15 protein-coding genes are annotated in these 13,573 nt (G+C 59.1%); 5 read left to right on the forward strand and 10 right to left on the reverse strand.

The window, feature by feature from the left end; all coding sequences use genetic code 11:
- Positions 1 to 96: 96 nt before the first annotated feature.
- The 4 genes from ACYZUM_RS18990 to ACYZUM_RS19005 all read right to left on the reverse strand — a co-directional run bounded on the left by ACYZUM_RS18990 (position 97) and on the right by ACYZUM_RS19005 (position 3,611).
- The gene (locus ACYZUM_RS18990; protein WP_041066375.1) at positions 97 to 1,110 is read right to left on the reverse strand and encodes an ABC transporter substrate-binding protein; all 1,014 of its coding nucleotides are present in this window, start codon (positions 1,108 to 1,110) and stop codon (positions 97 to 99) included.
- Positions 1,107 to 1,634 (reverse strand): sigma-70 family RNA polymerase sigma factor, encoded by a 528-nt coding sequence (locus ACYZUM_RS18995; RefSeq protein ID WP_430292479.1) that lies wholly within the window; start codon positions 1,632 to 1,634, stop codon positions 1,107 to 1,109. Before ACYZUM_RS18995 ends, ACYZUM_RS18990 begins: the two co-directional genes overlap by 4 nt.
- A gap of 199 nt (positions 1,635 to 1,833) precedes the next feature.
- Positions 1,834 to 2,625 carry a phosphate/phosphite/phosphonate ABC transporter substrate-binding protein gene (locus ACYZUM_RS19000; RefSeq protein WP_473061022.1) on the reverse strand — a complete coding sequence of 264 codons (792 nt, stop codon included), beginning with the start codon at positions 2,623 to 2,625 and terminating at the stop codon, positions 1,834 to 1,836.
- A 44-nt stretch (positions 2,626 to 2,669) separates the two neighbouring features.
- Complete coding sequence (locus ACYZUM_RS19005) at positions 2,670 to 3,611, reverse strand: fatty acid desaturase (protein WP_473061023.1); 942 nt, start codon at positions 3,609 to 3,611, stop codon at positions 2,670 to 2,672.
- 324 nt (positions 3,612 to 3,935) lie between these two features.
- On the opposite strand from ACYZUM_RS19005, the gene ACYZUM_RS19010 reads away from it, so the two are divergent.
- Positions 3,936 to 4,343: a GNAT family N-acetyltransferase gene (locus ACYZUM_RS19010; RefSeq protein ID WP_473061024.1), complete on the forward strand. Its 408-nt coding sequence runs from the start codon at positions 3,936 to 3,938 to the stop codon at positions 4,341 to 4,343.
- Between the two features lie 82 nt (positions 4,344 to 4,425).
- Here the strand turns inward: ACYZUM_RS19010 and def are convergent, their stop codons facing one another.
- The 3 genes from def to ACYZUM_RS19025 all read right to left on the reverse strand — a co-directional run bounded on the left by def (position 4,426) and on the right by ACYZUM_RS19025 (position 6,274).
- Positions 4,426 to 4,965 carry a peptide deformylase gene (gene def / locus ACYZUM_RS19015; RefSeq protein ID WP_047295954.1) on the reverse strand — a complete coding sequence of 180 codons (540 nt, stop codon included), beginning with the start codon at positions 4,963 to 4,965 and terminating at the stop codon, positions 4,426 to 4,428.
- Between the two features lie 2 nt (positions 4,966 to 4,967).
- Positions 4,968 to 5,918 (reverse strand): YihY/virulence factor BrkB family protein, encoded by a 951-nt coding sequence (locus ACYZUM_RS19020; RefSeq protein ID WP_041068694.1) that lies wholly within the window; start codon positions 5,916 to 5,918, stop codon positions 4,968 to 4,970.
- Positions 5,919 to 6,082: 164 nt separating this feature from the next.
- Positions 6,083 to 6,274, reverse strand: coding sequence for a CsbD family protein (locus ACYZUM_RS19025; protein ID WP_027612573.1), 192 nt, complete (start codon positions 6,272 to 6,274; stop codon positions 6,083 to 6,085).
- A gap of 196 nt (positions 6,275 to 6,470) precedes the next feature.
- On the opposite strand from ACYZUM_RS19025, the gene ACYZUM_RS19030 reads away from it, so the two are divergent.
- Entirely contained in the window at positions 6,471 to 6,848 is a 378-nt protein-coding gene (locus tag ACYZUM_RS19030; RefSeq protein WP_007969330.1) for a hypothetical protein, read from the forward strand.
- A gap of 210 nt (positions 6,849 to 7,058) precedes the next feature.
- On the opposite strand, the gene fadD1 is transcribed toward ACYZUM_RS19030, so the two are convergent.
- Together fadD1 and fadD2 are read right to left on the reverse strand one after the other, a co-directional pair.
- Positions 7,059 to 8,756, reverse strand: coding sequence for a long-chain-fatty-acid--CoA ligase FadD1 (gene fadD1, locus ACYZUM_RS19035; RefSeq protein WP_047295961.1), 1,698 nt, complete (start codon positions 8,754 to 8,756; stop codon positions 7,059 to 7,061).
- A 349-nt stretch (positions 8,757 to 9,105) separates the two neighbouring features.
- Positions 9,106 to 10,794, reverse strand: a complete 1,689-nt coding sequence (gene fadD2, locus ACYZUM_RS19040; protein ID WP_473061025.1) for a long-chain-fatty-acid--CoA ligase FadD2 — start codon at positions 10,792 to 10,794, stop codon at positions 9,106 to 9,108.
- A gap of 242 nt (positions 10,795 to 11,036) precedes the next feature.
- Here fadD2 and ACYZUM_RS19045 point away from each other — a divergent pair, with 242 nt between their 5' ends.
- Together ACYZUM_RS19045 and ACYZUM_RS19050 are read left to right on the forward strand one after the other, a co-directional pair.
- Complete coding sequence (locus tag ACYZUM_RS19045; RefSeq protein ID WP_473061026.1) at positions 11,037 to 11,981, forward strand: lysophospholipase; 945 nt, start codon at positions 11,037 to 11,039, stop codon at positions 11,979 to 11,981.
- A 43-nt stretch (positions 11,982 to 12,024) separates the two neighbouring features.
- Positions 12,025 to 12,495 (forward strand): MaoC family dehydratase, encoded by a 471-nt coding sequence (locus ACYZUM_RS19050; protein WP_003227420.1) that lies wholly within the window; start codon positions 12,025 to 12,027, stop codon positions 12,493 to 12,495.
- A gap of 141 nt (positions 12,496 to 12,636) precedes the next feature.
- Here ACYZUM_RS19050 and ACYZUM_RS19055 read toward each other — a convergent pair whose 3' ends face one another.
- Entirely contained in the window at positions 12,637 to 13,104 is a 468-nt protein-coding gene (locus ACYZUM_RS19055; protein WP_473061027.1) for a ferritin-like domain-containing protein, read from the reverse strand.
- 206 nt (positions 13,105 to 13,310) lie between these two features.
- On the opposite strand from ACYZUM_RS19055, the gene ACYZUM_RS19060 reads away from it, so the two are divergent.
- Positions 13,311 to 13,547, forward strand: coding sequence for a DUF3820 family protein (locus ACYZUM_RS19060; protein ID WP_003213031.1), 237 nt, complete (start codon positions 13,311 to 13,313; stop codon positions 13,545 to 13,547).
- Positions 13,548 to 13,573 lie beyond the last annotated feature (26 nt).

Raw genomic sequence — 13,573 nt, forward strand, 5'->3', positions numbered from 1 at the left:
TCCCACAGGGGTTTTGTGCACGTCAAAAATCCAGTGTGGGAGCGAGTCTGCTCGCGAAGGCGTCCGTTCAAACAACGCAGATCAACCGGCAGAAACTCAAAGCCCCGCCGTCACCTTGCTCGCCACCTCCCCCGGCACCCACGCCTGCCACACCTGCGGCTGATCACGCAAAAACGCTTCGGCGACCTGCCGCGGTGGCTGGCGCTTTTCGCTCATTCCGGCCAGCGTCTGGTTCAGCAGATCAATCGGCAAGTCGACTTTCTCGAAGAACGCCACCAGTTCCGGGTATTGCGCCTTGAACGGCGCCGACACGCCAATCGCCAGGCTGGCCGGCATCGAGCGGGTGCCCTTGGGATTCGGATTATTGGCATCGGCCAGGGTTTTCCAGGCCTCGGCATCGAACGGCGGTTCTTCGAGTTTTACCAGTTTGAAGCGACCGAGCAGCGGCGTCGGCGACCAGTAGTAGAACAGCACCGGTTTGCCGCGTTTGATCGACGACGCCACTTCGGCATCCAGCGCCGCGCCGGAGCCGGTGCGGAAGTTGACGTAGCTGTCGGTCAGCGCATAGGCCTTGAGCTTCTGGCTGTTGACGATCTCCGAGGTCCAGCCGGTCGGGCTGTTGAGAAAGCGTCCACGGCGCGGGTCTTCCGGGTCGCGGAACACGTCCTTGTAGCGCGGCAGGTCAGCCACCGATTTCAGCTCCGGGGCCAACGCTTTGATGCCGCGTTCCGGATCGCCCTTGATCACGTATTCCGGCACCCACCAGCCCTCGGTCGCGCCCTTCACCGTATCGCCCAGGCCAAACACCTTGCCTTCATTGGCAGCCTTGACCCACGCCGGACTGCGCCCGGCCCATTCCTCGCCGATCACTTGAATGTCGTTTTTCGCCAGCGCCGCTTCCAGGCTGACGGTGCTCCCAGGCAGCGTATCGGTCGGGTAGCCGTAGCCTTTCTCGACGATCAGCCGCAGCACTTCGGTGATGAAACTGCCGCTTTCCCAAGTGATGTCACCGAAGTGGATCGGCGCGGATTTTTCGCTGGCGGCAACGGCGCCAATGCTCAGGCTCAGTGCCAGCAACGAACGGCCGAGCAGGGTTTTGATCGATCTCATGCGGACCTCTTGTCTGTCAGGATTTGGTTGGCGCTGTGGCGGTCGCACAGGGCCTGGGAACGGCTCATGTAAACGCTGACCGAACGCTGCGAGATGCCCAGTTCAGCGGCGATTTGCGGATAGGTCAGGCCATCGATGCGCGCCAGCAGGAAGGTCGAGCGGACCTTGCCGGGCAGGCGTTGCAAGCTATGGTCGAGGCGCTTGAGGGTCTGGCTCAGGTGTGCGAGTTCTTCAGGCGAAGTGGCGACCTCGACCTCGAACTGCTGCACATGCCGGCGCTCCAGATCCGCGCGGCGCCAACGCTGATAAAGCAGGCGCTGGGCAATCGTGGTGAGCATGGCGCGGGGTTCACGTATCGCCGTGACACTGGGTGACTGAAGCAATTGCGCGAAGGTTTCGGCAGCGATGTCTTTCGCGCTTTCGGCGTCGTGCAGCTGCCGGTGCAGGTAAGTGCATAGCCAGCGATAGTGGGCGCGGAACAGCACGTCGAGATGATTGCGGTGGACGGTATCGGCGCCGGACATAAGGGCTCCTGGGCAAGGGGTCGCTGGATGTCCGGTGATCCGGTGGCGCGATCCTATCAAGGCGCCTTATGCATTAATAATATTTATATTTCATCTTTATATTCTTTTTGGCGATATAAGAGCAAAAGATCGCAGCCTTCGGCAGCTCCTACATTTGAAATGCGTTCAACCTGTAGGAGCTGCCGAAGGCTGCGATCTTTCAACGCAAGCGGCCATAGCCCAACTCTTCAGCCTCACGCTGATAGTCGAGCACAACCTGATAATCGCTTTCACTGGCTGCCAGAACCTCAGGCAATCCAAGGATCTGCGCCACATCCGGCAACTCAAGCAGCGTCTGATTCATCACCTCGCGCAAGCGCTCGATCTGTTTATCCGTAGTCGATACGGCGGTGATAAACGGCAACGTCGGACTGAACGCACTACGCGCCACAATCCGCAATCCGTTGACCTCCTCGGGTGCGTATTGCGCAAGGCAGGCATAGGTCACGCTGTCGATGGCCGCCAGATCGGCGCGTTCTTCACGCAGCCAGCGCAGACTCTCGCGGTGCGCCCCACTGATGCCGACCGTGACGAAGAACTGCCCGTCACGGTGTAGCGGCGCCAAGCGCTGGCGCAACAGATTCATGCCACTGTTGGAGTCTTCACTGTTGATCACCCCGCGACTGCCACGAAAATCCGCCAGGGTTTTGCGCACATCATCGGCACGGCTGAGGATCAGGCTGCAGTGATTGCCGGCGCTGGCGTCGGGCAATTCGTAGCGCGGGCGACCGACGATGCGCACCTGATCGCGCAGCAAGGTCATCAAGGGGTAGCCGCAGGTTTGCGTCAGTAGCAGATCGGGCGACAACCACAGTTCGGGCAGCGACAGGCTGGCGGCGTTCAGGCGGGAATGCCCGAGGTGTTCGAGGATGCGTGAAACCCAGCGCTCGTTGGCCGCGCGAATGGGCTCGGGGGCGGTGTACATCAGCAGTTCGACGTGGTGTTGGGTCATACACATTATTTCCCTGCAAAGACTTACCTGTGGTGTTCCTGGGGTCAGTGGAAGGGATGCTCGGGACTGTCAACCGGCTTGAGCCCGTGGCGCCACCACAACTGCCCATAACCCTGCACCAGAAATCCGCCGCTACGCGCGACCCATTGCGCGCGGCGCATACGGTAAGCCTGGGGCAAGTCGTACCACGCCAGCCCCGGCAGGTCGTGATGCACCAGATGAAAATTCAGATTCAGAAACAGCCAGCGCCATGGCCAGCCGGCCTCGTTGAGCACGGTGCGTTGCTCCGGCTGTGCGTGCGGGCGGTGTTCATAGTAGGAGCGGATCATCGCAATCGACAGCGCCGGTACGCTGATCAGCAACAGATAATGCCAGACCGGCAACACGCTGAAGCGCGCGACAAAGCACAGCATCAGCACGGTGAACGCACCGTGGGTCAGCCACATTAGCCAGGCTTGCCGCTCGCGGTTTTTCAAGCGTTGCAGTTCTTCCGCGGCCAATGCCAGCAATGCCAGCGGCGCGCCAATCGCGAACCGCCCGAGCACGGTTTTGTTCAGCCAGTGCAGGCCGCGTTCGAACAAGGAACTGCCCTGCCAACGCACGGCCGTCAGATAACGGCTTTCCGGATCGACACCGGGCACTGTCAGGTCTTCATCGCGGTGATGCAACAGATGGCTGTCACGGTACAAGGTGTACGGGTACCACACCGCAAAGGGTGCATAACCGAGGATTTTATTGAAAAGCACCGAGCGGGTCGGATGCCCATGCAGCAACTCATGCTGTACTGACAGCCACAGCACCAGCAGCGGAATCAGCAGCAATGTGCTCAGGCCGCGCCCCAGCCATGCGCTGTTGAGGATGATCGCAAACCAGCCGCCATACACGCCGATCAGCAACAGCCATGTCGGCCATTCGGTGCGGGCGGTGAAGCGCTGGCGCAGGGTTTCGATTTGCTGGCGATGGTCGGCGTCGAAGTAATTCGGCATGGCGTGGCTCGGAACGGGAATCTTCCCCTTCTGTGCAACGAAGCCGGGCAATCTTGCAGATTATTTTTGCGCTGAGGTGGGAGCCCGGAGGACGGGCTCCCGAGGGACGTGATCAATGACCGAAAATATCGACCTTCTTGGCTTTTTTCTCTGCACGCTTTTCAATCGCCGTCTTGGCCGGTTTCTTCTTCGCGGCTTTCTTTGAATCCATACCTTTGGACATGATGCGTACTCCACTCACAGGAATGTAGGCTCAGGTATACACCTATCGCGCGTCGCGCGTTCTTTTATAATCGGCGCTTTGCCCGCCGTCAGTCCGATCCCATGTCCGATACCCAGTACAGCCTGCTCGATGAGCCTTTTTGGCCGTTGATGAACAAGTTTTACCGCCGCCACCAATCGTCGATGAAAGCGGTGCGCGATGCGCAACTGTGGGTGGCCCGACGCGAGGACATCGTTGCCGCGCTGTGCTTGCGACCGGTGGCGGGCGGGTATTGGTTGACCGGGCTGTTTGTCGACCCGGGTTGCCGTGAGCAAGGGATTGCCGGGCAGTTGATCGCGGCGGCGGTGAAGGATGTGCAGGAACCGGTGTGGCTGTTCTGCCATCCGGATTTGCGCGGGTTTTATGAGCGGCGTGGCTTCAGCTTCGACCCTGCCCTGCCCTATGCGTTGGCCGAACGGTTGAGCCGGTATGCGCGAAGCAAGCCGATGATTGCGATGGGGCTTGTTTGAAGATCAAAAGATCGCAGCCTGCGGCAGCTCCTACAAGGATCGGTGTAGGAGCTGCCGAAGGCTGCGATCTTTTGATTTTTGCTTAATCGTCTGCGCTCGGATCAAGATCCGGGAACATCACTTCGGTAAAACCGAATTTGCTGAAATCGGTAATCCGCGAAGGATACAAGCGGCCGATCAGGTGATCGCATTCGTGCTGCACCACCCGCGCATGAAAACCTGAGGCCACGCGCACGATCGGTTCGCCCTTGGGATCGAAACCTTCGTAGCGAATCTGCTGATAACGATCCACCGCGCCACGCAGGCCTGGCACCGACAGGCAGCCTTCGAAACCCTCCTCGGTCAGCGGACTCAACGGCGTGATCAGCGGATTGATCAGGATCGTCTGCGGCACCGCTTCGGCGTCCGGGTAGCGTTCGCTGTGCTCGAAACCGAAGATCACCAATTGCAGATCGACGCCGATCTGCGGCGCGGCCAGGCCAACTCCGCCGACGCTTTCCATGGTCTGGAACATGTCATCGATCAGTTGCCACAGCTCGGGGCTGTCGAACATCTCCGGCGGCACTGGCGGGGCGATGCGCAGCAGACGTTCGTCGCCCATTTTGAGGATTTCACGGATCATGGTCAGGCTTCGTCAGTGTCCGGCTTGAGCGAATGATCGCGCCCCAGGCCCGAGACGTGTTGTTTGGGATGTACATCGAGTTCGCCGGGGACTTTCTCGCCCGCGTCCTTGCCCTCGCTGGACATGTGTTCGATCACCGCATTCATCTCGGCGCCGAGCAGCAGCACCGCCGAGGAAATGTAGAAATACAGCAACAGCACGATGATCGCCCCGATGCTGCCATACATCGCGTTGTAGTTGGCGAAGGTTTTGACGTAGAACGCAAAGCCCAGCGAGGCGATGATCCACACCACCACGGCCAATACCGAACCGGGGGTGATGAAACGGAACTCCTGTTTGACGTCGGGCATCACGTAGTAGATCAGCGCCACCGCGACCATCATCAGAATCACGATCACCGGCCAGCGCGCGATCGTCCACACGGTGACGATGAAGTCTTCCAGCCCAACCTGCGCGGCAATCCAGCCCATCACTTGCGGCCCGAGCACCATCAGCGCGGCGGCTACCAGCAGCATGCCGGCAATGCCTACGGTGTAGAAAATCGACAGCGGAAAGCGTTTCCAGATCGGCCGTCCCTCGACCACGTCATACGCGGCATTCATCGCGCTCATCATCAGGCGCACACCGGCAGACGCGGTGTACAGGGCGATGACGATACCCACCGAGAGCAAGCCGCCCTTGGACTGCTGCAACTGATCGATCACCGGGTTGACCTGCTCCAGAGCCTGCGGCGGCAATACCAGTTCCGACTGCAGACGCAGCCAGGTGAAGAAGTCCGGCAGGTGCAGGAAACCGATCAGGGCAATCAGGAACAGAATGAACGGGAACAGCGAGAACAGCATCTGGTAGGCCAGTGCCGAGGCGTAGGTCGACATCTCGTCGTCGACGAATTCAGTGACCGTGCGCACCATCACTCGATGCAGGGGCAGACCTTTCATGTCCGGAAAAATCATTCGCGTCTCCTTTCGCCGCATTACAGGTTGAAGTCGTGGCGACTCAGGGGCCGTTTTTTACATCACGGTAGCCTACTTGGCGACCTTCGTTGATGACCGTCGGGTTTTGACACAAAAACGGCCATCCTTGGATGGCCGTTCGTGTGTTTCGTTCAAGGCGGGAATTACGCCTTGTCGACACCTTTCTTGATGGCGTCTTTGGCTTTGCCGACAGCTTGCTGGGCTTCGCCTTTTTTCTCTTGCAGCTTGCCTTCGGCTTGCAGCTTGGTGTTGTCGGTGGCTTTACCGACACCTTGCTTGACGTTGCCGACGGCTTCGTTGGCCATGCCTTTTACTTTATCGCCAGTGCTACTCATGGTGTTTCTCCTTGGTGCATTGAAGGGGAAAAGTCAGTACGTAATGATTGACTGGCCGGGTTTGCCACGAGTTTCATTTATTTTTGCCCTTCATTTCGTCGTGCAATGCAGGTTGGGCTTTATGTTTGCCCCCCAAGCCCCGAGAATGCGCAGCTATGGGCGCACTGCGCCAACGATCAGACCCCGCAGGAATGTTATGAAACTCGATAAAAAGCAGGCCATTGCCCGTCGCAACCAGGAACTGGGCGGCGCTGTGCTCGGCACCAACAACTGCCACTTCGCCGAACTCAACCGCAACCGCAACATCTGGTGGTTCGACCTGCCGGTGACGCGCCTGGCCGTCGGCCAGTACGAGTGGATTCACCTGCTGATGCACACCCCGGCCACCGACGAACTGCTGCACCTGAAAGTGCCAACCGTGTTCCTGCGGGAAAAGCTCGAAGGCCTGGTGATTCGCAACGAAGGCAAGCGCAAGGCGGCGTTGAGCCTGGAATTGAGTGCAGACAAGGATTCGTACCTGCAGGACATGCGTCCGGCGGGCACCAACGTGAATTTCGCGCCGTTCCGGCAGTAACCGTTCCTCGTGGCAACTGGACTCCGTGGCGAGGGAGCTTGCTCCCGCTGGGCTGCGAAGCAGCCCCATAACCCCGTGTCAGTTGAGTCCTGACACACCACATTCACCGTACTTACGACTGCTGCGCAGCCGAGCGGGAGCAAGCTCCCTCGCCACAGGGTCGAAGAACGCCGCCCAACAAAAAGCCCCGCACTTGCGGGGCTTTCTGTTTTACGCGGCGTTCTTCGCCTTGATCTTCTTCAGCTCTTCGTCACGCAGCTCGCGGCGCAGGATCTTGCCGACGTTGGTGGTCGGCAGTGCATCGCGGAATTCCACCGAACGCGGCACCTTGTAACCGGTGACGTTGGCGCGCATGTGTTCCATCACGGTTTCCTTGGTCAGGGTCACGCCCGGTTTGGCCACGATGAAGATCTTGATCGCTTCGCCCGACTTCTCGTCCGGCACGCCGATGGCCGCGCACTGCAACACGCCCGGCAAGGTTGCCAGCACGTCTTCCAGTTCGTTCGGGTAAACGTTGAAACCGGACACCAGGATCATGTCTTTCTTGCGATCGACAATGCGCATGTAGCCATCGGGCTGGATCAGCGCGATGTCACCGGTCTTCAGCCAGCCTTCGCTGTCGAGGATCTCGTCGGTGGCTTCCTGACGCTGCCAGTAGCCCTTCATCACTTGCGGGCCCTTGACGCACAGCTCGCCGATTTCGCCCATGGGCTGCTCGACACCGGCATCGTCGATGACTTTGCACAGGGTCGACGGCACCGGAATACCGATGGTGCCGATCTGGATGTTCTGGATCGGGTTGACCGTGGCCACCGGGCTGGTTTCGGTCATGCCGTAACCTTCGCAGATCGAGCAGCCGGTCACGGCTTTCCAACGCTCGGCCGCGGCCAGTTGCAGGGCCATACCGCCGGACAGGGTGACTTTCAGGTTGGAGAAATCCAGCTTGCGGAAACCTTCGTTGTTGCACAGCGCCACGAAGAGTGTGTTCAGGCCAACGAAACCGCTGAACTTCCACTTCGACAGTTCCTTGACCATCGCCGGCAGGTCGCGCGGGTTGCTGATCAGGATGTTGTGGTTGCCGATCAGCATCATCGCCATGCAATGAAAGGTGAACGCATAGATGTGGTACAGCGGCAACGGGGTGATCAGGATCTCGCAGCCTTCGTTGAGGTTGGAGCCCATCAGCGCCTTGCACTGCAGCATGTTGGCGACGAGGTTGCGATGGGTGAGCATCGCGCCCTTGGCCACGCCGGTGGTGCCGCCGGTGTATTGCAGTACCGCGACGTCGCTGCTGTGCGGGTTGGCTTCGGTCACTGGCTGGCCCTGGCCCTTGCTCAGCACGTCATTGAACTTGACGGCTTTAGGCAGGTGATAGGCCGGCACCATCTTCTTCACGTACTTGATCACGCTGTTGATCAGCAGGCGCTTGACCGGCGGCAGCAGGTCGGCGACTTCGGTGACGATGACGTGTTTGACGCCGGTTTTCGGCACCACGGCTTCCGCCAGGTGCGCCATATTGGCCAGACACACCAGGGCTTTGGCGCCGGAGTCGTTGAATTGGTGTTCCATTTCCCGCGCGGTGTACAGCGGGTTGGTGTTGACCACGATCAGCCCGGCGCGGATCGCACCGAAGACGGCGACCGGGTACTGCAGAACGTTGGGCAGTTGCACGGCGATTCGATCACCGGGCTGCAAGTCGGTATGCTGTTGCAGATACGCGGCAAACGCACCGGACAATTCGTACAGTTCACCGTAGGTGATTGTCTTGCCCAGGTTGCTGAAAGCCGGTTTGTTGGCGAAGCGTTGGCAGGACTGCTTCAACACTGCCTGAATATTCGGGTACTCGTCTGGATTGATGTCGGCAGCAATTCCAGCCGGGTATTTATCCTTCCAAAAGTCTTCGATCATGGAAGCCCACTCCTCAGCAACGCGAATTCTTCACCGCATTTGATGCGATTATTATTGGTGTGTGTTTTGTATTGGTGAATCTGGCTTTTCTACAGGCCGAGAAGTCACAAAGCGCGCCGAGAGTAGCAGCTTTGCCAAGGGCCGACTAGAGCCAAAAGCGGCCTCCATGGTCACTTTAATGACTCAAGACTTTCTAACAGTCATTTTAGAGCAAAAATCCTATATCACCCTGAAAGCCCCGGTTTTCCGGGCCTTGAAAGCAAAAGATCGCAGCCTGCGGCAGCTCCAACAGGGAATACATTTCCCATGTAGGAGCTGCCGCAGGCTGCGATCTTTTCGCTTCTGCTCTTTAAGCGATATCGCGCAACTCCCGCCGCAGAATCTTGCCGACCGGCGTCATCGGCAACGACTCACGCAGCACGATGTGTTTCGGCACCTTGTAGGCCGTGAAATTCTCTTTGCAGAACGCCTTGAGCTCTTCGAGGCTGACCCCGGTTTCCCGCGCCACCACAAACAGCTTCACCGCCTCGCCCGAACGCTCGTCCGGAACACCGATCACCGCGCAGTTGGCGACTTTCGGGTGAGCCATCACCACGTCCTCGATCTCGTTGGGGTACACGTTGAAACCCGAGACGATGATCATGTCCTTCTTGCGGTCGACGATGCGCACGAAGCCGTCCGGGTCGATCACCGCAATATCACCGGACTTGAACCAGCCCTCGGCGTCCAGCACTTCGGCGGTGGCCTCGGGTTTGTGCCAGTAGCCTTTCATGATCTGCGGGCCTTTGATACACAGCTCGCCACGCTCGCCCATCGGCTGCTCGACGCCCTCGTCATCGATGACTTTCAGCAGCGTACCCGGCACCGGCAGGCCGACCGTGCCCAGGCGCGACTTTTCGCCATAAGGGTTGGTGCAGGCCACCGGCGAGGTTTCGGTCAGACCGTAACCTTCGGTAATGCGGCAACCGGTGATCTGCTCCCAGCGCTCGGCGGTGGCCTTGACCAGTGCGGTACCGCCGGAGTTGGTCAGCTTGAGGCTGGAGAAATCCAGGGTCTTGAAGTCCGGGTGATCCATCAGCGCGACGAACAACGTATTCAGCCCGAGCAACGCCGAGAAGCGCCAGTTCTTCAGCTCCTTGATGAAGCCTGCGATGTCGCGCGGATTGGTGATCAGCACGTTGTGGTTGCCGGAAACCATCATGCACATGCAGTTCGCGGTGAAGGCATAGATGTGATACAGCGGCAGCGGCGCCACCATCACCTCCTGCCCTTCGCGCAGCAGTGGCTGACCGTCAGGCCCCAGTTGGGCGAGACAGGCGCGCACTTGTTGCATGTTCGCCACGAGGTTGCCGTGGGTCAGCATCGCGCCCTTGGCCAGCCCGGTGGTGCCACCGGTGTATTGCAACACGGCGATGTCGTCGAGGCTGACTTTCAGCGGTTTGATTCCCAAACCACGGCCCAGGCGCAGCGCACTCTTGAACGAGATGGCCTGCGGCAGCGAATAGTCCGGGACCATTTTCTTCACTTTGCTGACCACAGTGTTGATCAGCCAGCCCTTGGCGGTGGGCATCAGATCGCCCATTTTCGCTTCGATCAGGTATTGCAGGTCGGTGTCCGGCAGCACTTCCTGGACCTTCTGCCCGAACATGTTCAGGTACACCAGCGCCCGGGCACCGGAGTCCTTGAACTGGTGGCGCATCTCGCGCGCGGTGTACAGCGGGTTGGTGTTGACCACGATCAGCCCGGCGCGCAAGGCACCGAACACGGCAATCGGATATTGCAGCACGTTGGGCATCTGCACCGCGATGCGATCCCCCGGCACCAGATCGGTGTGGGCCTGCAGGTAACCGGCGAACGCCGCGCTGTAGCGCTCGAGTTCCGCGTAGGTCAGGGTCACGCCCATATTGCTGAAGGCCGGACGGTCCGCGAATTTCTTGCAGGAACGCTCAAACACCTCGATCACCGACTTGAACTCGCCCATGTCGATGTCCAGGGGTACGCCGGCGGGGCGTTTGTCATTCCAGAAATCAGGTTGCATTGTTCTTGTCCTCTTTACCTGAATCGATCCGGGAGCCGCTTTTCTGTGGTTTCGCGCTTACCCCTGAGGGCACAAAGCAAAAAGCGGAGCTTCACGGACACTAGCAGTTATGGCCATTGAGGCAAATAAGGGCAATGGCGACATTGATCGTATGAATCTTCCTGCCGTGGCGTGAGCTGATCGGACGCGCTATACAATGCAACGACTGCGGGCCGTAACCGCTCGATCAAAAAGGAATTGCCATGATCCACCGTGCCTTCTGGCTGGACGCGAGTGACCGCAGCCGCCTGTTCGTCAACCAGTGGCTGCCCGCCGCGCCATTGAAAGCAGTGATCCTGCTGGCCCACGGCATGGCCGAACACAGCGCTCGCTATGAAAGGCTGGCGAATGCGTTCTGCGAACAAGGCTATGGTGTGTATGCCCCGGATTTGCGTGGACATGGCAAAACCGCCGAACACGGGACGCTCGGGCATTTCGCCGATGACGACGGCTGGTGCAAAGTGATCGGCGATCTGGCCAGCCTCAATCAGCACATCGGCCAGCAGCATCCCGAGGTACCGATCATCCTGTTCGGGCACAGCATGGGCAGCTACCTCGCCCAGGGTTACCTGCTGCATCACAGCGCCAGCCTGCACGGGGCGATTCTCAGCGGTTCGAATTTTCAGCCTGTCGCGCTTTACGGCGCGGCGCGGCAAATCGCCCGTTTCGAAAAACTGCGTCAGGGTGGCAAGGGCCGCAGCGCGTTGATCGAGTGGTTGTCGTTCGGCTCGTTCAACAAAAAATTCAAACCGGCGCGTACCCCGTTCGACTGGCTGAGCCGCGATCCGGTGGAGGTCGATCGCTATGCCAGCGACCCGCTTTGCGGCTTTCGCTGCACCAACCAACTGTGGATCGACTTGCTCGGCGGCTTGCAGCAGATCAGCAAAGCGTCCAATCTCGCCCAGATCGACCCGGGCCTGCCGCTGCTGGTGATCGGCGGTGAATGTGATCCGGTGAGCGAAGGCAAACGTCTGACAGATCTGGCCGAAGCGTTGCGCTCGGCCGGCAGCCAGAACCTGCAACTGAAGATCTACCCGCAGGCGCGGCACGAATTGTTCAATGAAACCAATCGCGACGAAGTGATCGCCGATGTGCTGGCCTGGATCGACCAGGCGCTGAGCCATCGCCGCCCTCATCGCAGCGAATAATTTTTTGTGGATTCACTTTAATCCGTCACAGGAATCAAGACCGATGACCCAGGTTACCAACATCCCTTACGAAGCCCTCGAAGTCGGCCAGACCGCCAGCTACAGCAAGACGGTGGAAGAGCGCGACATTCAGCTGTTCGCCGCGATGTCCGGCGACCACAACCCGGTGCACCTGGACGCCGAGTTCGCCGCCGCCAGCATGTTCAAGGAACGCATCGCCCACGGCATGTTCAGTGGTGCGTTGATCAGCGCGGCCGTGGCGTGCGAGCTGCCTGGGCCGGGCACCATCTACATCGGTCAGCAAATGAGCTTTCAGAAGCCGGTGAAGATTGGCGACACCCTGACCGTGCGTCTGGAAATTCTCGAGAAATTGCCGAAGTTTCGCGTGCGCATCGCCACGCGCGTGTTCAATCAGCGTGATGAATTGGTGGTGGATGGCGAGGCCGAGATTCTCGCGCCGCGCAAGCAACAGACCGTGACCCTGCCGACGTTGCCGGCGATCAGCATCGGCTGATGGAAAAGATCGCAGCCTTCGGCAGCTCCTGCCCTGGAATGCGATCCCCTGTAGGAGCTGCCGCAGGCTGCGATCTTTGGCTTTTCCCTCACGCATAAAAAAACGCCAGACTAGCTGGCGTTTTTTATAACCTGCAAACGCTTACGAACGCGCGCGAGCCTGGTTACGCAGGGCTTTCACCTGGTCGTGATTGCGTTGCACGCCGTGGTACTGACGCTCAACCAGGTCACGGATGCCGACCAGGTTGTGCTTGTTGATTTTCTCGATGGCTTCACGATAAGCCTTGAGTGCATGATCTTCACCGCGCTCGGCTTCGTTCAGTACAGCCTCTTCGTCCTTGCCGGTGAACATGGCTTTGACGTCGACCCAGCGACGGTGCAGGTCACCGCTGACGCTGGTAGAGGTTTCCGGATCACCGCCCATCGAGCGCACGGTAGCCTGCAGTTCGGCAGCGGCAGTGGCGCAATCGGCAGAACGCTTGGCGAACAGCGCTTTGAGTTCTGGATGCTTGATGTCTTCGGCGCAAGTCTTGAACCCTTCCTGACCGTCCTTGCTGGTTTCGATCAGGTCGTTGAGTACAGAGATGGCTTCTTTGTTCATGTTAGTCATTTTTCAATTCCTTGCGGTTGGTTGAAGATGCAAGGGTTATTGCAGTGTGCGTGCCAGCTTTTTGATAAAAAATAAATCCTTATTTTTCAACAACTTAAAGATATTTGAACTATCTGTATCACGGTTATTTGCATGATCTGTCATTTGGCCTGCATGCAGAATGCCTGTATTTTCCAGAGTGTTCCGAAGCCAGATGATTGCCCCTGATGAATCCTGAAAAACTCGAACTGCTGATCACCCGTGAAATGCCCTTTGGCAAGTACAAGGGCCGGATCATTGCCGACCTGCCGGGCCCTTATTTGAACTGGTTCGCTCGCGAAGGCTTCCCTCACGGCGAGCTCGGCGGACTGTTGGCGCTGATGCAGGAAATCGACCATAACGGTCTGTCGGAGCTGCTTGAACCGCTACGCGCCAAACACGGCAAACCCGCCCCGCGCCACTGAAGCGCCCTCCCCTTCCTGAGCCGAGT

It is taken from the genome of Pseudomonas sp. m6p, assembly GCF_055760375.1.